Consider the following 18,843-nt stretch of genomic DNA (forward strand, 5'->3'; position numbering starts at 1 on the left):
TGAGCAGGCCGCAAGGGCTCGCGGGGCGGTTTTGCGGAACGTCCACCTCAGGGCGGCGTTTGAAACGGGGTGTTCCCCCTGTTTTCGGCCGGGAGGCCGGGCGCTCCCCCTGTTTTCGGCCCGCTCAGCCCTCGGGCGGCGCTCAGGGCTCCAGGATCACCAGGTCGTCCCGGTGCACGACCTCCCGCTCGTATTCCGCCCCCAGCTCCCGCGCCAGCTCGCGCGTCGACCGCCCGAGCAGTTGCGGCATCTCCTTGGCGTCGAAGTTGACGAGCCCCCGTGCGACCGCGCGCCCGGCGCTGTCGCGCAGCTCGACCGGGTCGCCCGCGCTGAACTCGCCCTCGACGGCCGCGATCCCGGCCGGCAGCAGGGACTTGCGGCGCTCCACGACCGCCCGTACCGCACCGTCGTCGAGGGTGAGCGACCCCTGGGGCGTGGACGCGTGCTGGAGCCACAGCAGACGGTCGGCGGAACGCTTGCCGGTGGCGTGGAAGTAGGTGCCGGTGTCGCCGCCGGACAGCGCCTCGGCGGCGTGGATCGCGCTGGTCAGGACCACCGGGATGCCGGCGGCGGCGGCGATCCGGGCCGCCTCGACCTTGGTGACCATGCCGCCGGTGCCGACGCCCGCCTTGCCCGTGCTGCCGATCTCGACGTGCGCCAGGTCCTCCGGCCCCCGCACCTGAGCTATCCGCGAGGTCCCCGGCTTGCTGGGGTCGCCGTCGTACACGCCGTCCACGTCGGACAGCAGCACCAGCAGGTCCGCCCGCACCAGGTGGGCGACCAGGGCGGCGAGCCGGTCGTTGTCGCCGAAGCGGATCTCGTCCGTGGCGACGGTGTCGTTCTCGTTGACGATCGGGAACGCGCCCATCGCGAGGAGCTTGTCCAGGGTGCGCGAGGCGTTGCGGTGGTGGGCGCGGCGGCTCATGTCGTCGCTGGTGAGCAGCACCTGGCCGACCCGGACGCCGTATCGGGCGAAGGAAGCGGTGTAGCGGGCGACGAGGAGCCCCTGGCCGACGCTGGCGGCGGCCTGCTGGCGGGCCAGGTCCCTGGGGCGGCGGCGCAGGCCCAGCGGGGCGAGTCCGGCCGCGATGGCGCCGGAGGAGACCAGGACGATCTCCCGCTCTCCCCCGCTGCGCCCCTTGGCGAGGACGTCGACGAGCGCGTCGACCCGGTCGGCGTCCAGGCCGCCGGACGCGGTGGTCAGCGACGAGGACCCCACTTTGACGACAATCCTGCGGGCCTCGCGCACACCCTGCCTTGCCCCTGTCACCTGTGCTCTTTCCCCTTGCATAAGTCCGGTTCCCTGCCCGGCAATCTACGCGAAGCGGATCGTGCGGCGCGCGGGGATTCCAGCCCCCGGACAGGCGGGCGGTGACGGTTCGCTCACGCGTCGCATACAGCGAAAAGGTTGCGTTGGTCGCCGGTAGAAAACAAATACACGGCAAACCTAAGGTGAACGCCGTGTCACACACTGCTCACGACGCCCGGCGCGAGAAGCGCATCCTGCTCCGCTCGGGCAAGAGCCCCTACGACGTCGTTCCCGTCGAAGAGGCCCTCCACCGGGATGTCATCGCCACCAACTCCGGCAACCTGATCTTCAGCGATGCCATGCACAAGATCCTCGAGACCCCGCGCGCCGAGGTCGTCTCGAACGGCATCCGCACCGACGTCTCGGCGGCGAGCCGGATCAACGAGGAGTACGACGCCTTCGTCGTCCCGCTCGCCAACGCGTTCCGCCCGTCGTTCGAAGCCCAGTTGAAGCGACTGACCCGGCTGATCGGCAAGCTGCGGATCCCCGTGATCGTGGTGGGGGTCGGCGCGCAGGCCGGACTGGGCTACAACCCCGCGCGGCTGAAGGGCATCGAGCCCGCGGTGCGCGACTTCGTCTCCGCCGTGCTCGACCGCAGTGCGTCGATCGGGGTCCGGGGCGAGTTCACCGAGAAGTACCTGAACGACCTCGGATTCCGCGACGTCGAGGTCATCGGCTGCCCCTCGCTGTTCCTGTGGGGCAAGGAGCTGACCGTCACCAAGCGGGAGCCGGCCCTCGTCCCCGGTTCCCGGATCGCCGTCAACGGCTCGCACAGCGCGGTGAAGTCCCAGGGCCTGGACCGGGTCATCACCCGCGCCCACGCCCGCTACCCCGGCCTGCGCTTCATCGGCCAGAACCTCAGCGACGCACGGCAGTTGCACTGGCGGGACCTGTCCGACCCGAACTCCCTGGTCACCGCCATCCCGACGCACCCCGACCACCCGATGTACCGGGAGGACAAGGTGCGCGTCTACATCGACCCGGTCACCTGGATCGACGACCTGCGGGCGTTCGACTTCTCCTTCGGCTCCCGCATCCACGGCAACATCGCCGCCCTGCTCGCGGGCACCCCGGCGACCGTGCTGTGCGGCGACTCGCGCACGCTGGAACTGTGCCGCTACTTCGGCATCCCGCACCGCCGGATCGACAGGCTGCCCGAGGACCTGGACCCGGCGGCACTGTACGAGGAGGCCGACTTCGGCCCCCTGATGAGCGGCCATCAGGAGCGGTTCGAGCGGTTCACCGGGTTCCTGGACCGCAACGGCCTGGAGAACACCTTCACCCACGGCGAAGGCGGCGCCGCCTTCGAGGCACACATGCGGTCACTGTCCTTCCCGGCGGGCATCCGCCCCTGGAACGACGCCGACCTCACCTCGCTCACCAGCCGCTTCGGCTTCCTCCAGAGCCGTGTCGGTGAACTGGCGGCCGACAACGACCGGTTGAGACGCGAGCTGTCCCGAGTCGGCAAGGGCGGGACGCTTCCCCCCGCGTCCGTCTACCGCCGGGCACGCCGCGTGGTGGGCGCCCCGATCCGCAGGGCGCTGAAGTCGGGACGGTAGAACCCGTCACGCCACTCCTAAGCGGAGCGTCACGTGCGTGTCGTCCGCAGGCCGCCGCGCGTTAACCCGGGCGCACATGTCCCGTCGCGACCTTGGAGTGACCGCAGTTGCCCGCACCCCTGTCCCGCCTCACGGCGAGAGCGCTCGTCACGGCTCTCCTGGTCGCAGCCTTCTGCGGCCAGGCCGTGGCGGCGCTGCGCCCGCACATCCCGCTGCTGCTCGCCTCGACGGTGGTGTCCCTGGCCGTCGAGGGCGTGCTGTACCGCTGGCACCGCGGCGTGCTGTCGGTGTTCGCCAAGTCGCACGCGGACATCACCGTGCGGCACGTGCTGCGGGACCTGCTGCTGGTCGTGGCCCTGCTGCGGATCGGCGAGCAGCACCGCGAGACGCTGTACACGCCGCTGGTCGCGGGCCTGCTCGCCTTCTACGCCCTGCACTGCGCGATCCAGGCGCTGTCGGTGCTGGTCCGCCGCACCCGCACCCTGCCGGTTCTCACCCGCAACATCGACGCCCGCGCCCTACGGCTGTCCCCCGCCCCGCCGGTCCTGCTGCGCCGCCCCGGCCACCGTCTGCCGGTCTTCGGCCTCCCGGCCACCGCGGGCCTGCTGGCCACGGCCGCCACCGACGACCCGCGCTGCGCGGCCCTCGGCGTCGCCCTGTCCCTCGGGCTCGCCCTGCTGGGCCTGTACGACCTCTCCGTACGGCTGCTGCCGAGCCGGCGTCCGGCGGGCGAGCGGGAGACGCTGGAGTGGCTGGACGCGTGGCTCGCGGAGTACCGGCCGACGGTCGGGCTGTACTTCTCCGGCGGCGCGTCCTCCGCGTACCAGGCGAACATGTGGCTGGAGCCGCTGGCGAGGCTGGACGGACGTCCCGTGATCGTGCTGCGCGAGCGGTTCATGGTGCAGAAGATCGGCCCGACGGACGTGCCGGTCCTGTGTCTGCCGACGGTCTCCACCCTGATGCGGCTGGAGGACTCCTCGCTCCAGGTCCTCATCCACCCGTCCAACTCCGGCAAGACCTCCCAGGTCCTGCGCATCCCCACGCTCAAGCACACCTTCGTCAACCACGGCGAGAGCGACAAGCTGTCGTCCTGCAACCCCTACGCGAAGGCCTACGACGAGGTGTGGGTGGCCGGTCCGGCGGCGCGGGAGCGGTACGCGCTGGCCGAGGTCGGCGTCGAGGACAAGGACGTCGTGGAGATCGGCCGCCCCCAGCTGGACGCCGTACGGCCGTACGAAGGGGCGCCGAAGGGTGCCCGTACGACGGTGCTGTACGCGCCGACCTGGGAGGGCTGGGACGGCAACCCGGGGAACACGTCGGTGATCGAGGCCGGCGAGAACCTCGTACGGGCGCTGCTCGCGGACCCGGGCGTACGGGTGCTGTACAAGCCGCATCCGCTGACGGGGTCGGTGGATCCGCGGGCCGGGGCGGCCGATCTGCGGATCCGGGAGCTGATCAGGGCCGCGAACCGGGAGCGGGCCGGCGAGCGGCCGCCTGGCAACGAGGAACTCGGCCTGCGCACGCAGGAGTTGGACCGGCTCACCACGACCACCCTGCGGGCCGGGGCCGATCAGGTCGAGCGGATGCTGCTCCAGTCGGCGCCCGAGCCCGGTCGGGCGGAGGCGGTGGCGGCGGCCACGGCGGCCTGGGAGGAGGCGTACTGGGCCTCGCTGCCCGAGGGGGAGCACCAGGTCGTCACGGGGGTGCGGCCCGCGCTGTACTCCTGCTTCGACCGGGCCGACCTGCTGATCAGCGATGTGTCGAGCGTGATCAGCGACTTCATGGCGAGCGGGAAGCCGTACGCCGTCGCGAACACCAGCGGCCTCGCCGAGGACGTGTTCCGCAAGACCTTCCCGACGGTGCGCGCGGCGACCGTGCTGACGCCGGACGCGGCCGGGGTGCCGGACCTGCTGGACACGGTGCGGCACCCCGAGCGGGACGAACTGGCGCAGGCCAGGGCCGAGTTGAAGCGGCACCTGCTCGGGCCGGACGAGCCGGCCGCACAGGTGCGCTTCGACGACGCCGTGCGGGCGCTGTGCACGGCGGCCCGGGAGCACCGGGCGCGGATGGCGGAGCGGCTCGCGGTGGAGGTCGCCACCGAGATCCCCGACCAGCGCCGGTCGGCTACGCCGCCGCAGCCCGCCCGCCCGGCGTAGCCCCGCCCGAGGACCTCAGCACCCGGCGTGCCTTGCGCACCGCGCGCCGCAGGAAGGAGTCCGCGCCGCCCTCCCGGTAGCCGGGGTAGGCGCGGGCCTGGCGCGGCTCGGCGAGGTACACCGAGTCGGGGATCCCCGCCGCCGCGTCCCGGAAGTGCGGGTAGGCGAGGTAGACCCGGCGGCCCTTCTTCTCCAGGAGGGCCGCCGGCTGCTTCTTGGCCTTGACGAACTCCACGACCGGCAGCAGGAGTTCGGGCCGCTGCTCGGCGACGAGGTGCAGCCGCAGCCGCTCGTCCACCTTGAGGCGGCGGGCGATGCCCGGCGTCCAGAAGGCGTCCATGAGGGGCTTCGCCAGTTCCAGCTTGTGCCGCCTGACCTGCTCGCTGTCCTTGGCGTACTGGGGCCCGAACTGCGGGAGCAGGGTGATCAGTAAGGGGCGCAGCATGAGCAGGTCGCGGCGGTCACCCGCGGGGATGTGCTCGGCTATCAGGTTCATCAGGGCACGCGCGGAGTCGAAGCGCAGGGAGTACCCGCCGCTCTTGGTCACGTGCTTGCCGTCGTCGCGGCCCACCAGGTAGTAGCAGGTGTAGTCGGCGATCACGGACACGCCGTCGGCCCGCAGATAGGCCTCCATGGTGAACAGCGCGTCCTCGCCGGTCCACAGGGACTCGTCGAAGCGCATGTTGTGCCGGGTCAGCAGATCGCGGCGGAACAGCTTCTGCGCGCTCAGTGTGAACTTGATGTTGGAGGAGAAGACGTCGGTACGGTCCAGCGTCTTGCCCCACATGGACTTCGGCGCGGTGCGGTTGACCCCCTCGATCCGTCCGAGCACCACGTCCGTGCCGTTCCTGTCGGCCATCGCGACCATGCGCTCCAGGGCCTCGGGGCCCAGCCGGTCGTCGGCGTCCAGGAAGAAGACGTAGCGGCCGGCCGCCTTGCCCAGTCCGACGTTGCGCGGGCCGCTGGGCCCGCCGGAGTTGTCCTGCCGGATGGTGACCGGCATGGCCGCGCGGGCCGCGAACTCCTCCAGGCACTCCCCCGTGCCGTCCTTCGAACCGTCGTCGACGGCGATGACCTCGATGCGCTCCGGGTCGATGGTCTGCGCCTCGACGGAAGCAAGGCACTCGACCAGGTACGGCATCGCTTCGTACGCCCCGATGATCACAGTCACATCAGGCTGCGTGACGGTCACGTTTCCCCCCTGTCAATGGGATATTTCCCCCGTATCAGCTCATTCGCTACCTGATAGACGGCTTGACGTTGGAAGCGGTTGCCTCATGTCCATGGATTGGTGAGTCAGATCACATCGCGAACTGACATGGACTCACGGCGTGCGGGAAGCGGAGGAGACCCACGACGAACGGCTCGGCCCCCGAGGATCACTCCTCGGGGGCCGAGCCGCTGTTCGGTACGGTCCGCGGGTCAGGCGGTCAGCTCGGCGGCTCCGGCCGCCGTCCGTGACTCCTGGCCGACATTGCGCGTCTCGGCCTTGATCGCCAGGTTGGCCACCGCGGTGTTGAACTGCTCGATGGAGGTGGGCTCGTCCGGTCCCAGCAGGTACCGCTTGAGCTCGCCCCGCTCCTCCGCCAGCGGGTCCGCCGCCGGGTCGCGTACGGCGTCCAGCAACGCGCCCAGTTCGGCCGCGCTGTTGGACAGGATCGTCGCGGCGCGCACCGCCGTGTTCGCCCGCTTGAACTCCTCCACACCCACCTCGGCGGAGTCCGTGACGGCGTACGGCTTGCCGCTGGCGATGAAGTCGGAGACCACGCTGGAGATGTCGGAGACCATCGCGTCGGAGACGTTGAAGCAGTCGTACAGACGCGGCTCGGCGCCCGTGATGACGCGGTGCTCGTGGCTGCCGAAGGAACCCCAGTACGCGGTGTTCCACTCGGCACGCAGCCGGGCGACCTCCTCGTGCCGTGCGAGGTCGACCAGGCCGTCGCGGGTGGCCTCGGCCTCGTCGCCCTTGGTGGTGCTCTTGCCGGACAGCTCGGCGAGACGCGCCTCGATACGGGTCAGCTCGGCCTTGGCGGCGACCTGGGCGACGGCGTCGGCCAGGAACTTGGGGTCGGTGACGCGCTCGGCGGCGGCCGCCTCGACCAGGGCCACGATCCGGCGGTGCGCGGCGCCGGCCTCCTTGCTGACGGTGCCGGTGAAGGGGTGCGGCTTGTACAGGACGCGGACCGGCGGGTCGGCCTGGACCAGCTGGTTCACGATGTTCTCGCCGGCCAGCACGATCGAGGTGTTGCCCGGGTTGCCGTCCCAGCCCTCCCAGGTCGGGGCGTAGAGCACGGTCGGGATCCGGCCCGCGGGCACCCCGCTCCAGCCCTGGATCGGCGCCAGCTGCGGGCGGCCGACCTCCACGATGTCGGCGTCGCGGACACCGACGTCGGCGATGGCGTACCGGTCGCGGCCCGCGCGTCCGGCGGTCCACACCTCGTCGTAGACCTTGCTGTACGGGTTGACGCTGGCCAGCTTGTCGCTGTCGCCGTGGCCGATGAAGACGTGCTTCATGGTGGGCACGCGCAGCAGGTGGATGTTCTTGCCGACGTTCGCGGCGTACAGCGCGACGCGCACGTTCGACAGGTCCAGGTTCATCAGGTGCACCCCGCCGGGCACGCAGATGACGGGGACCGTGGTGGGCGCCAGGTTGTTCAGGATGACCCGCTCACGCAGGATGATCAGCGGCCTGGAGTCCAGCTGCTCCATGGTCTCCAGCCACATGTTGACCTGGTACGCGGAGTCCTTGGAGCCGGAGAAGTACAGCACCGTCTCGGGCCGGTACTCGGCCAGCCAGTCGTCGACGGCGGCCAGTACGGTCTCCGCGTTCGGCGGGATCTTCGCGCCGCGCACGTACGGCACGAGCGCGAGGACGTACAGACAGCCCAGGCCCACGGTGACGCCGATGCCGATGAAGCCGGCCACTGCCGAGCCCAGGGCGGCCGAGACGAGGATGCCGGTCACGGCGGCCAGGTCGAGGTGCAGCATCTTCTCCGCCGACCGGTGCAGCAGCCTGCGCGGCGGGGCGTCCGGGATACGGATGCGCGAGGCCAGGTCGATGTTGCGGGTGGCGACCGGCATCCGGCGGCGGTTGCGGATCAGGGTGACCAGCGCGCCGTGCGGGGCCTGGAGGCCGTAGAAGGCGATGAAGCAGGCGATGGCGCCGTAGTAGACCAGGTCGTCCGCGAGGCCGAGCCGGGCCAGCAGCAGGATGAGCAGCAGCTCCCTGATCAGGAACCGGATCGACAGACCCGCTCGCACCTTGCTCAGTCGGTTGACCAGATAGCTGCCCTTGCGGTGCAGATAGTGGTCCGCCAGGTACGTCACTGCGGCCGCGGCCGCGAAGGCGGGAATGCTCGGGACGAGCGCGGCCAGCATGAGCGCCGGGAAGCCCAGGATCATGAGGGCCGCCGCGGCCAGCTCGGCCGGGCTGCCCACCCGGGCGACGCGAATAGCGGTGGATATCACGGAGAACCTGCTCAGGGAGGGGGGGGCCGGACGGACGGGGGAAGGAGTCAGGCCCCTGTGAATTCTTCGTGAACGAAGAAACGCAGAGGCCTGAATTCCATAAGGCTATTAAATCTTGATTATGCCATGCCGTCCTGGCGGTCGAGGACACTGGCCAGCGCCTGCTCGAAGCCGGAGGCCTCACCGGCGGCCGCGGTCGGGTCCTGCTGTCGGACGTCGATGACATGGCCGGTCAGCTCGGAAAGCAGCACGTCGAGGGAGGTCCGGGCCACGGCCTCGGAGGACAGCAGGGAGCCCGCGGGCTCCTGGCCGAAAGCCTTGGTGCGCATCGGCGTGGCGGTGCGCTCCGGGTTGATGCAGTTGACCCGAATGGAGTCGCCCGCCCACTCGTCGGACAGGGCCTGGGTGAGGTTCACCATGGCGGCCTTGGTCGAGGAGTACAGGCTGTACTCGGCGCGACCGCGGGTGTAGCTGCTGGAGGTGTACAGCAGCAGCTGGCCCTTGGTCTCCGACAGGTACTTGTACGAGGACCGCGCGATCTGCACCGGGGCGAGGTAGTTGACCTTCAGCGCCTCCTCGATGGTGGCGTTGTCGGTCTCGGCCAGCTTGCCGATGCGCAGCACGCCGGCGGTGTTGACGACGTAGTCGATGCGCCCGGTCTCGGCGTACGCCTTGGACAGCGCGTCGTCGACCTCCTCCGGGTTCTCCACGTGGGTGCCGGTGGTGGAGCGGCCCAGGGCGTACACCGTGGCGCCGTAGGACTCGGCGAGTTCCGCGATGTCCTTGCCGATGCCGTAGGAGCCGCCGAAGACGACGAAGGTCTTGCCGGTCAGCAGCTGCCGGTAGGCCTCCTCGCTCACCTGCTCGGGAGCGGCGGTGGAGGCCAGCTGGAAGAGCTTGTCGGCGATGAAGACGTCGACCGGCTGGGTGACCTTCATGTTGTACTCGTCACCCGCGACGACGTGGATCGGCACGTCCGGCAGGTACTTGAGCACGACGGAGCAATCGTCGGTGGCCTGGAAGTTGGGGTCGCCGGAGGCGACCTCGTATGCCCGCTTGATCGTGGACAGCTTGAAGGCCTGCGGAGTCTGGCCGCGGCGCAGCCGGGAGCGGTCCGGGATCTCGGTGATGAACTCGCCGTCCTCGCCGTGCGTGCGCGTGACGATGATGGTGTCCGCGGACGGGATGGCGACGTCGACGGCCTGGTAACGCTCCAGCGCCACGACGCAGTCGTCGATCACACGCTGTGACAGCAGGGGGCGCACGGCGTCGTGGAACAGGACGTTCAGGTCCTCGCCCTCGGCCAGGCCCTCGCCGAGGGCGTCGATGGCGCGCTCGGTCGTCTCGTTTCGCGTCGAGCCGCCCTCGATGATTTTCTTGACCTTCGTGAACCCGGCCTTGGCGACGATCTTCTCGATGTCCGGCACGTAGCCCGGCGCCATCAGGACGATGACGTCGTCGATCGAGTCGGCCTTCTCGAAGGTGGTCAGGGTGTGCTCGATGACTGCCTTGCCGGCGATCTTCAGCAACTGCTTGGGGATCGACAGACCCACCCGCTGACCGGTGCCACCGGCCAGGATCACTGCGGTGGTACGGGGCTTGGCTATGTGCTGAAACACAGGTGACCTACCTTGTGACGACTGGGAACTTGGAAATGCTCCCACTTGTGGTTACCGCAGTGCAAGGTGAGCGTCCCCGGCTGCATATGTGCGCGCAACCTGTCATTCACCTTGTACGCATGGTCGATGACCAGAGGCGCTCCAGAGGTTCGTGGTGATCGCTGTGAGTAACCGCACAGGCTCAGCGAAGCCGCAGTCTCCTGAGGCAACGGTGACCGAGTACCCGCACCAGCTCCCCGGACGACGTCTGATGGACCGTGCGCGACCTGGCGGGCGCGGTGTGCCGTACGGGCGCGGCGGCTGCGGCGGCGAGTGCCCCGTACAGCGCCTGCGCGGCGGCCTCGGGGGCCAGCCGCGGGTCCGCCCCGGTGTCCGTTCCGGGCGCCGGAACGGCCGACAGAAGGCGCAGGTCACCCAGGACGCGCACGCCGGTCGCCCCGATGCGCTCCGCCATCTCCGCGCCGATCCCGGCGGCGGCCTCGACGGCCCAGCGGGGGGTGCGGATCTTCACATCACCAGGACCGGGGGCGCACGTGTTCTTCATATGCATCACGGCGCCGTTCCGGACGAGCTGTGAATAGAGCTCTTCGGGCAGCCCATTGGCGCGGAATTCCTTATTAAGATTCCGCAGCATTTCGGTCTCGGCGAGGGTGAGCGAACGATTCGCCGCGTCCGGAGCCGGGCGCAGCAGCCCCTCGGGCAGTCCGAGCAGCGCCTCGAAGGTGCGCAGCAGCCCGTCCCGGTCCCGGTCGTCGACCACGACGACGGTGACCCGCTCCGCACCGACCACCCGGGCCCACCGCTCGACGAGCCGGTCGTGCCGGTGGCGGCGCCAGAAGCTCGGGTTGGGCTTGTCGTACGGCGGCTTGCGCAGCATGTGCGTGAGCCAGTCCTGGTAGCCCATGCGCAGCCCGTTCTGCACGTACTGCTGCCACTGCGAGGGCATGATCCGCGCGAGCGGACGCAGGGTGACCAGGACCTGGACGCGCTCACCGCCGAGCTGCCCGACGATCCGCTCGACGGTCGTGTCGTCGGGGGCGTCCGCGAAGAACTCGCTGCTGATGACGGACGTACGCCGCCCCGTCGCCCGCACCGCCTCCAGCAGCCGTTCCCAGTGCCGCTCGGTCGGCCTGGTGTCGCCCATCATCCCGGTGCGGGCGCAGGCCGCGAGGACCGCCTCCATCGGGTGCCGGGTGTCGGCCGGCCACTCGACGCCGTGCCGGGCCATCTCGCCCCTCGCCGCGAACAGGGCGCCCTGGATCGAGGTGGTGCCGGTCTTGTGCGGGCCGATGTGCAGCAGCCGGGTTCCGGTGGGCAGCGGGGCGACCGGGACGCCGTTGCCCCGGAGTTCATCTCTCGTACAGTCCGTCTCCATGGTCAGAGGACGGTAAGAGGGGTTCCTGAGACCGCGCTGAGAGTGGCCTGGGACACGGATGAGTCCCAGGCCCCCCACCAGGCGCTACGGCGGCTACACGACCTCGACGCCCGGCCGTCCCGCCTCCACCCGCAGCCGTGCCAGCGTGCTCGGCGTCGCCGTCTGCTGCCGGACCGTGTCCACGATCCGCACCTGCGCGTCGATGCCGTCGCGGCGGATGTCGAACAGGTGGTAGCCGCGGTGGGCGTCGAGCAGCTTCCAGTGCGGGTTGTCCGGCAGGCGCGGGTCCCACTCCTTGTGGAACGCGGCCTGGTCCTGGTCGCCGTTGCTGGAGATGGACGTACCGACGAACTCGGCGCCCACGACGGCGGAGTCCGGGTCGGCGTAGTCCTCCTTGAGGTCGCTGATCATCGTCAGATGACGGTCACCGGTGAACACCACCGGGTTGCGGACCTGCTTCAGCTCCGCCATCAGGGCGTTGCGTTCGACCTGGTAGCCGTCCCAGGCGTCGTAGTACCAGAGCTTGCCCTCGCCGATCTGGAGGTCGGTCTCGGCCATCATGATCTGCGAGCCGATCATGTTCCAGCGGGCCGGCGAGTGCCGCAGCCCGTCGATCAGCCACTGCTTCTGCTCGGCGCCCAGCATGGTGAGCGAGGGGTCCTGGGCCGCTTCCTGGGTCTTGACCTGGTCGCTGCGGTACTGCCGGGTGTCCAGCACGCTGAGCCGGGCCAGCCGGCCGAACTCCAGGCGGCGGTACATCTGGATGTGCGGGCCGTTCGGGATGGCGCTCGCCCGGACCGGCATGTGCTCGTAGTACGCCTGGTAGCCGGCGGTCAGCCGGGCCACGAACGCGTCGTGCGACTGCTTGTCCGGGTCCTGCGGGATCTCGCCGGCGAAGTCGTTGTCGACCTCGTGGTCGTCGAAGGTGACGACCCAGGGCGCGTTCGCGTGCATCGCCGCGAGGTCCGGGTCGGAGCGGTACTGGGCGTACCGGTTGCGGTACTGCGTCACGCTGTACGGCTCACCGGCGCCCTCGTGCCGGCGCACACCCGTCGACGACGGCGTCGACTCGTAGATGTAGTCGCCGACGAACAGCACGAAGTCGGGGTCCTGGTCCAGCATGTCGGCGTACGGCGTGAAGTAGCCGTGCTGCCAGTTCTGGCAGGAGGCCAGCGCCATGCGCAGCCGGCCGCCGGAGCTGAGCGGGTGGGGCGCGGTGCGGGTACGGCCGGTGGGCGAGAGCTGCCCGCCGACGCGGAAGCGGTACCAGTAGGTGCGGCCCGGCCGCAGCCGCCGTACATCCACGTGAACGCTGTGCCCCAGTTCGGGCCGGGCCTGGGCGACACCCCGGCGCACCGTCTTGCGGAACCGCTCGTCCTCGGCGAGCTCCCACTCGACGGAGACGACGCGGTCGGGCATGCCGCCGCCGTTCAACGGGTCGGGCGCGAGCCGGGTCCACAGCACGATGCCGTCCGGCAGCGGGTCGCCGGAGGCGACGCCGAGGCTGAACACGCCGTCGGGCAGCGGGGTTTCGGCGGCCCGGGCGGCGCTCGGCAGCCACAGCTGGGCGGAGGCCGCAGCGCCGAGCACGGCGGCTCCGGCGGTCAGAAAGCGGCGTCGGTCGGGGGACACGGACCCGAGCTCGTGGGTCATCGGCGAACTCCCTTGCCTCGCTGGCCTCTTGGACACTTGGGATGCTCATGCTTCAGGGCGGTCCGCCCGTTGAACGGCATACTTCGCGTGCATGACAAACAGGGAGACAACAGGAGACCCGTCGCAGCCGTGCACGAACGTGCCCCGACCGCGACGGGTCTGCCGGTGGATCAGTAGGTGAACCCGGACCCCAGCCGGGCCTTCGCCGCGACCGTGCCGAGAGTCCCGGCCCCGAAAGTGAACGAGCCGGTCGGCGTGATCCCGGACGAGGTCGGCCTGAACACCCACACCGAGCCGGCGTCGCCGTTCTCCCCCGGTGCGCCGACGGCGAGTTCGGCCCGGCCGTCGCCGTCGCCGTCGACGAGGTGGGTGGCGGTGCCGAAGACGTCACGGGTCTCCGCCACGCCCGGGACGGCGGCGGTGGACTGGTTGACGCCCGTGGCGCCGCCGCCGGTCAGGCCGCCCGCGCCACCGCGCAGGACGACGGTGCCACCGGCGTCCTTCAGACCGTCGAAGTCCTCGCCGGGGACGCCCGTCGCGACATCGGCGTACCCGTCGCCGTTGACGTCGGCGACCGAGACGTCGGTGCCGAAGCCGTCGCCGCGCTCGGCGGCGCCGGGGACTCCGGCGCTGTCCTGGTTGACGTACGTCGCCTTCGTGCCGACGGGCCCGTTCGCGGAGCCGGGTATGAAGGCGACCCGGCCGCCCTTGGGGATCGGGGTGTCCAGGTCGCTGTCGTAGCCGTCGACCGGGCGGCCCACGACGATGTCCGCGTACCCGTCCCGGTTCACGTCACCGACCCCGACGGACTCACCGCCCTGCACCCGCCAGTCCCTGCTGTCCCGGAGCACGACGCCCTCGGCGAGGCCGTCCGGCGTGCCCCGCCAGTAGGTCACCCGGCGGGCGTCGTACTCGTCGCCGTCGTGCATCGTGCCGACGACGTCGTCGATGCCGTCGCCGTTCACGTCGCCTGCGGCCAGGTCCAGGAAGCGGGGGTCGGAGTCGTCGGCGACGGTCTGTTCACCGCCGCTCGCGGAACCGTCCCGGCCGAACGGCCCCTTGACGACCCGCAGTTTGTAGGTGTCCTCCACGACCACCAGGTCCGTCGCCCCGTCGCCGTCCACATCGCCGAGAGTGAGCCGCCCGTGGTCGCTGAGCCGGTCGTAGGTGTGGTGCCCGTACGCCAGCGCGGCGCCGCCCGACAACCCGTTCGGGCCGCCCCAGACGACCTGCACGAGCCCGGTCTCGGCGCCCCCTTCGACCGAGTCCTCGCCGGTGACACCGACGACGAGGTCCGCGTAGCCGTCCCGGTCGAGATCGGCGGTACCGACCGCGCTGCCGAACCGGTCGCCGGTCTCGGCGGAGTCGGTGACGCCGGCGGTGTTCTGGCTGACGACCTGCTTGGAGGCGGTCCTGAGCCCGCTCGCCGAGCCGTACAGCACGGCGACATACCCGGCCTGCGTCTTCCCGTCGACGGTCGCCTCGGGCGCCGCCACCGCGAGGTCGGAGTAGCCGTCGCCGTTGAAGTCGTCGTGTCGCTCGACGGCGGCCGGCGCGCCACCGGCCGACGCCTGCGATGCGGGCAGGGCGGCGGCCCCGGTGACGGCCATGACGACCGCGAGTCCCGCGCGCCAGGTTCCTCTGCGCCTGTTCATGATGCTGTCTCCTGTCGATCTCGTGGGGGGTGGCCGTACGCGGATGTGCTCCTCGTACGACGTGGTCGTCGCCGTCAGTCCGCCAGCGAGGCCCCGAACCTGGCTCCGGTCGAGGGGAGCCCCATGGTGGCCGAGCCGAACGAGAAGGATCCGCCGGCGCCGATGCCACCGGAGGTGGCGGAGAAGACCCACACGGAACCGTTGCCGGCGTTCTCCGCGGGGTCGCCGACGATCAGCCCGGCCCTCTTGTCGCCGTCCGCGTCGACGAGGGCGTTCTCCGCGCCGAACCGGTCACCCTTCTCGGCGGTCCCGGGCACACCGCTGGTGTTCTGGCTGAACGCCTTGGAGCCGGTGCCCGTCAGACCGTTCGCGCTGCCGCGCAGGACGAGCACGGAGCCGGCGTCGGTGATGCCGTCCAGGTCCTCGCCGGGCAGCCCGGTCGCCACATCGAGGTAGCCGTCGCCGTCGGTGTCGGCGACGGACACGCCCGAACCCATGCCGTCCCCGAGCTCGGCCGCACCCGGCACACCGGCCGTGTCCTGGTTGATCCACACCGGCTTGCGAGTGGTGGAGACGCCGTTCGGACCGCCGTACACGACGGCCAGCCCGCCACCGCGGAAGGGCGGTTCGGCGCTGTCGTACCTGTCGTCGGAGCGGCCGACGACGATGTCGCCGTACCCGTCCTTGTTCAGGTCCGCGATCGCGGCGTCCTCGCCACCGATCATGCCGCCCTGGGCATCCCTGAGCCGGCCCTTGAGGGTGAGCCCGCCGCTGCCGCCCGTGAGGAGGGCGGCCGCACGCGAGTCCGGCGCCCCGTTGCTTCCGAGGCGCACGACGATGTCAGCGACGCCGTCGCCGGTGACGTCACCGGACGTCAGGGAGTGCAAGCTCGTCGCCCGGTCGGAGAAGAGAGCGAAGTAGTCCTTCTTCGCGGCTTGCCCGGTCCGGGTGAAGGGACCGTGCCACACCGTGCCGTCCCCGTTGTCCTGGTCGGGGGTGTCGCTGTTCCAGTCGTCGGCGCTCCCCGTCACCACGTCAGGGCGCTTGTCGCCGTCCACGTCCGCGACGGTGAATCCGCCCGACCACTCGTCCCGCGGGGCCCAGGTCAAGGTCACCGCCGTGCCCGAAAGCCCCTTGGGGCCGCCCCAGTTGACGACGAGGGCGTTTCCGTCGCCGATGTCCATCATGGATTGCCCGACCGTCGACAGCAGGTCCGCGTACCCGTCTCCGTCCAGGTCGGCGCTCTGCAACCCGGTGCCGTACCCGCCGTTCCAGTCGTCGCCCGGCCGCGTCAGCACCTGCTTGCGCGAGGTCGAGGGCCCGCTGGAGGAGCCGTACAGCACACTGACCGAGCCCGCCCGCGTCACGCCGTCCAAAGCGGTGCCCGGCGCGCCGATCGCCACGTCCGGATACCCGTCCCCGTTGAAGTCGTCGTGCAGCCGCTTGCCGCTGGGCGTCGCGGTCGTCGTCTCCGTGGCGGCATCGACGGCGGGGACCACCAGCGCGCCGGCGACGAGCGCGACGCCCGTGGCGAGACCCAGGCGGGTGCGGCGGGACAGGACGGTGCGGTGGCGGGAACGCGGGGGCACGGCAACTCCGGCGGTCGGAAGGGCGGTTGAAGTGCGTGACGAGGACCAAGATCCTCATCCGCACCGCCCAGTACGACTCACCGGCATGCCGGGTGGTTGCCCTCAGGTACCCCTGGAATTCTCCCGCCGTTCACCGATCCGGCCGACGCCGGGGCCGGGGCCGGACACGACAACACCGGGTCCGGACACGACGACGCCGGGGCGCCTCTCGGCGCCCCGGCGTCGTCGGAACGGCTGTCCAGAACGGCTGTCTAGAACGGCTCGAAGTCGTCGAACTCCCGCGCCGCCTCGTCCCGTTCGGCATCCTTGTCCCGTCGGCGCTGGGCCGCGGGCCTGGGTGCCTCGAAGCGGTGGTCCTCGCCTCGCCGGCCAAGCATCTCCGCACCGGCCATGAGCGTCGGCTCCCAGTCGAAGACGACGGCGTTGTCCTCGGGACCGATGGCGACGCCGTCGCCGGACCGGGCGCCCGCCTTCATCAACTCCTGCTCGACACCGAGCCGGTTGAGCCGGTCGGCGAGGTAGCCCACCGCCTCGTCGTTGTTGAAGTCGGTCTGCCGCACCCAGCGTTCGGGCTTCTCGCCGCGCACCCGGAACACCAGCTCGCCGCCGTCCTCCTCGCGCGTCACGGTGAAGCCCGCGTCGTCCACGGCCTTGGGCCGGATCACGATCCGCGTGGCCTCTTCCTTCGGCTTCGCGGCACGCGCCTTGGCCACCAGGTCCGCAAGCGCGAACGACAGCTCCTTCAGCCCGATGTGCGCCACGGCGGACACCTCGAACACCCGGTAGCCACGGGCCTCCAGATCCGGCCGCACCAGCTCCGCGAGGTCCTTGCCGTCCGGCACGTCGACCTTGTTCAGGACGACGATCCGGGGACGGTTGTCGAGGCCGCCGTACTCCCGCAGCTCCGCCTCGATGATGTCCAGGTCGGAGAGGGGGTCACGGTCGGACTCCAGCGTCGCGGTGTCCAGGACGTGCACCAGCACGCTGCACCGCTCGACGTGCCGCAGGAACTCCAGGCCCAGGCCCTTGCCCTGGCTCGCGCCCGGGATCAGCCCCGGCACGTCGGCGACGGTGTACACGGTCGAACCGGCCGTCACCACGCCGAGATTCGGCACCAGCGTCGTGAAGGGGTAGTCCGCGATCTTCGGCTTGGCGGCGCTCAGCACCGAGATCAGCGAGGACTTGCCGGCACTCGGGTACCCGACCAGCGCCACATCGGCGACCGTCTTCAGCTCCAGGACGATGTCCTGGAGATCCCCCGGCTCACCGAGCAGCGCGAACCCGGGCGCCTTGCGCCGCGCCGAGGCCAGCGCGGCGTTGCCGAGCCCGCCCCGGCCGCCCTGCGCGGCGACGTACGAGGTGCCCTGTCCGACCAGGTCGGCGAGCACATTGCCGGCCTTGTCCAGCACCACGGTGCCGTCGGGCACGGTGAGCACCAGGTCCTGTCCGTCCTTGCCGGACCGGTTGCCGCCCTCGCCGGGCTTGCCGTTGGTGGCCGAGCGGTGCGGGGAGTGGTGGTAGTCGAGCAGCGTCGTGATCGACTGCTCGACGGTGAGGATCACGTCCCCGCCGCGCCCGCCGTTGCCGCCGTCGGGCCCGCCGAGCGGCTTGAACTTCTCACGGTGGACGGAGGCACAGCCGTGGCCTCCGTTACCCGCGGCGACATGCAGTTCGACGCGGTCCACGAAGGTGGTCATGGTAGGTGCCTCCATCAACGTATGTACGGAATGTCTCTTACGTAACACGCGAAAGGCGGACCCGCCTTCCCCGAAGGGAAGTGAGGTCCGCCTCGCGAAACGCTCTACGGCGCCTGAACCCCGAAGGGGTCGTGTCAGGCGACCGGAACGATGTTCACGACCTTGCGGCCACGGCTGGTGCCGAACTCCACCGCACCGGCCTCAAGCGCGAACAGCGTGTCGTCGCCGCCGCGGCCGACACCGGCGCCCGGGTGGAAGTGGGTGCCGCGCTGACGGACCAGGATCTCGCCCGCGTTGACGACCTGACCACCGAAACGCTTCACGCCGAGGCGCTGAGCGTTGGAGTCACGACCGTTACGGGTGGACGATGCGCCCTTCTTGTGTGCCATCTCTCCTCAGTCCCTTACTTCGCAGCCGCGGGGATCTCAGTGACCTTGATCGCCGTGTACTGCTGGCGGTGGCCCTGACGACGGCGGTAGCCGGTCTTGTTCTTGTAGCGAAGGATGTCGATCTTGACGCCCTTGTGGTGGTCCACGACCTCGGCCTGGACCTTGATGCCGGCCAGGACCCACGGGTCGCTGGTCACAGCGTCGCCGTCGACAACGAGCAGGGTCGAGAGCTCGACCGTGTCGCCAACCTTGGCAGTGGAAATCTTGTCAACCTCAACGATGTCGCCGACAGCAACCTTGTGCTGGCGACCACCGCTGCGCACGATGGCGTACACGCGGATCTCACTCTCTCGCTCGGGAACGGCACCCCCGCA

General features: G+C 70.5%; 13 protein-coding genes. 2 read left to right on the top strand and 11 right to left on the bottom strand.

All coding sequences use genetic code 11. From position 1 onward, the window contains the following. Window positions 1–142: 142 nt before the first annotated feature. Complete coding sequence (gene proB, locus ACIQWG_RS11005; protein ID WP_404093113.1) at window positions 143–1,270, bottom strand: glutamate 5-kinase; 1,128 nt, start codon at window positions 1,268–1,270, stop codon at window positions 143–145. Between the two features lie 191 nt (window positions 1,271–1,461). On the opposite strand from proB, the gene ACIQWG_RS11010 reads away from it, so the two are divergent. Together ACIQWG_RS11010 and ACIQWG_RS11015 are read left to right on the top strand one after the other, a co-directional pair. Further along, the gene (locus tag ACIQWG_RS11010) at window positions 1,462–2,868 is read left to right on the top strand and encodes a polysaccharide pyruvyl transferase family protein (protein WP_404093116.1); all 1,407 of its coding nucleotides are present in this window, start codon (window positions 1,462–1,464) and stop codon (window positions 2,866–2,868) included. A 107-nt stretch (window positions 2,869–2,975) separates the two neighbouring features. Continuing rightward, a complete protein-coding gene (locus ACIQWG_RS11015; protein ID WP_404093118.1) occupies window positions 2,976–5,024 on the top strand; it encodes a hypothetical protein in 2,049 nt (682 codons plus the stop codon). Here the strand turns inward: ACIQWG_RS11015 and ACIQWG_RS11020 are convergent. The 10 genes from ACIQWG_RS11020 to rplU all read right to left on the bottom strand — a co-directional run bounded on the left by ACIQWG_RS11020 (window position 4,993) and on the right by rplU (window position 18,804). After that, window positions 4,993–6,216, bottom strand: coding sequence for a glycosyltransferase family 2 protein (locus ACIQWG_RS11020; RefSeq protein ID WP_404093121.1), 1,224 nt, complete (start codon window positions 6,214–6,216; stop codon window positions 4,993–4,995). The genes ACIQWG_RS11015 and ACIQWG_RS11020 overlap by 32 nt on opposite strands. 230 nt (window positions 6,217–6,446) lie before the next feature. After that, window positions 6,447–8,492 (bottom strand): hypothetical protein, encoded by a 2,046-nt coding sequence (locus ACIQWG_RS11025; protein ID WP_404093123.1) that lies wholly within the window; start codon window positions 8,490–8,492, stop codon window positions 6,447–6,449. A gap of 119 nt (window positions 8,493–8,611) precedes the next feature. Continuing rightward, window positions 8,612–10,111 (bottom strand): D-ribitol-5-phosphate cytidylyltransferase, encoded by a 1,500-nt coding sequence (locus ACIQWG_RS11030; RefSeq protein ID WP_404093124.1) that lies wholly within the window; start codon window positions 10,109–10,111, stop codon window positions 8,612–8,614. A 181-nt stretch (window positions 10,112–10,292) separates the two neighbouring features. Continuing rightward, window positions 10,293–11,486, bottom strand: coding sequence for a hypothetical protein (locus ACIQWG_RS11035; protein ID WP_404093127.1), 1,194 nt, complete (start codon window positions 11,484–11,486; stop codon window positions 10,293–10,295). 93 nt (window positions 11,487–11,579) lie between these two features. Then, window positions 11,580–13,139 (bottom strand): alkaline phosphatase D family protein, encoded by a 1,560-nt coding sequence (locus tag ACIQWG_RS11040; protein WP_404093128.1) that lies wholly within the window; start codon window positions 13,137–13,139, stop codon window positions 11,580–11,582. Between the two features lie 170 nt (window positions 13,140–13,309). Next, window positions 13,310–14,794, bottom strand: a complete 1,485-nt coding sequence (locus ACIQWG_RS11045; RefSeq protein WP_404093131.1) for a VCBS repeat-containing protein — start codon at window positions 14,792–14,794, stop codon at window positions 13,310–13,312. A gap of 74 nt (window positions 14,795–14,868) precedes the next feature. Next, window positions 14,869–16,383, bottom strand: a complete 1,515-nt coding sequence (locus ACIQWG_RS11050) for an FG-GAP-like repeat-containing protein (protein ID WP_404093134.1) — start codon at window positions 16,381–16,383, stop codon at window positions 14,869–14,871. Window positions 16,384–16,634: 251 nt separating this feature from the next. Next, on the bottom strand, window positions 16,635–18,080 hold the full coding sequence (gene obgE / locus ACIQWG_RS11055) for a GTPase ObgE (protein ID WP_404093137.1): 1,446 nt from the start codon (window positions 18,078–18,080) through the stop codon (window positions 16,635–16,637). A 134-nt stretch (window positions 18,081–18,214) separates the two neighbouring features. Further along, complete coding sequence (rpmA, locus tag ACIQWG_RS11060) at window positions 18,215–18,469, bottom strand: 50S ribosomal protein L27 (protein ID WP_404093140.1); 255 nt, start codon at window positions 18,467–18,469, stop codon at window positions 18,215–18,217. A gap of 14 nt (window positions 18,470–18,483) precedes the next feature. Then, a complete protein-coding gene (gene rplU / locus ACIQWG_RS11065; RefSeq protein ID WP_007381993.1) occupies window positions 18,484–18,804 on the bottom strand; it encodes a 50S ribosomal protein L21 in 321 nt (106 codons plus the stop codon). Window positions 18,805–18,843: the final 39 nt, after the last annotated feature.

The sequence above is a fragment of the Streptomyces sp. NPDC098781 genome, from assembly GCF_044759995.1.
Classification (GTDB): Bacteria; Actinomycetota; Actinomycetes; order Streptomycetales; family Streptomycetaceae; genus Streptomyces.

Excerpts from the sequence above, each read along its gene's own strand:
- ACIQWG_RS11045 (WP_404093131.1), bottom strand. The coding sequence starts at position 14,794 with ATGAACAGGCGCAGAGGAACCTGGCGCGCGGGACTCGCGGTCGTCATG.
- ACIQWG_RS11040 (WP_404093128.1), bottom strand. The coding sequence starts at position 13,139 with ATGACCCACGAGCTCGGGTCCGTGTCCCCCGACCGACGCCGCTTTCTG.
- obgE (WP_404093137.1), bottom strand. The coding sequence starts at position 18,080 with ATGACCACCTTCGTGGACCGCGTCGAACTGCATGTCGCCGCGGGTAAC.
- rpmA (WP_404093140.1), bottom strand. The coding sequence starts at position 18,469 with ATGGCACACAAGAAGGGCGCATCGTCCACCCGTAACGGTCGTGACTCC.
- ACIQWG_RS11035 (WP_404093127.1), bottom strand. The coding sequence starts at position 11,486 with ATGGAGACGGACTGTACGAGAGATGAACTCCGGGGCAACGGCGTCCCG.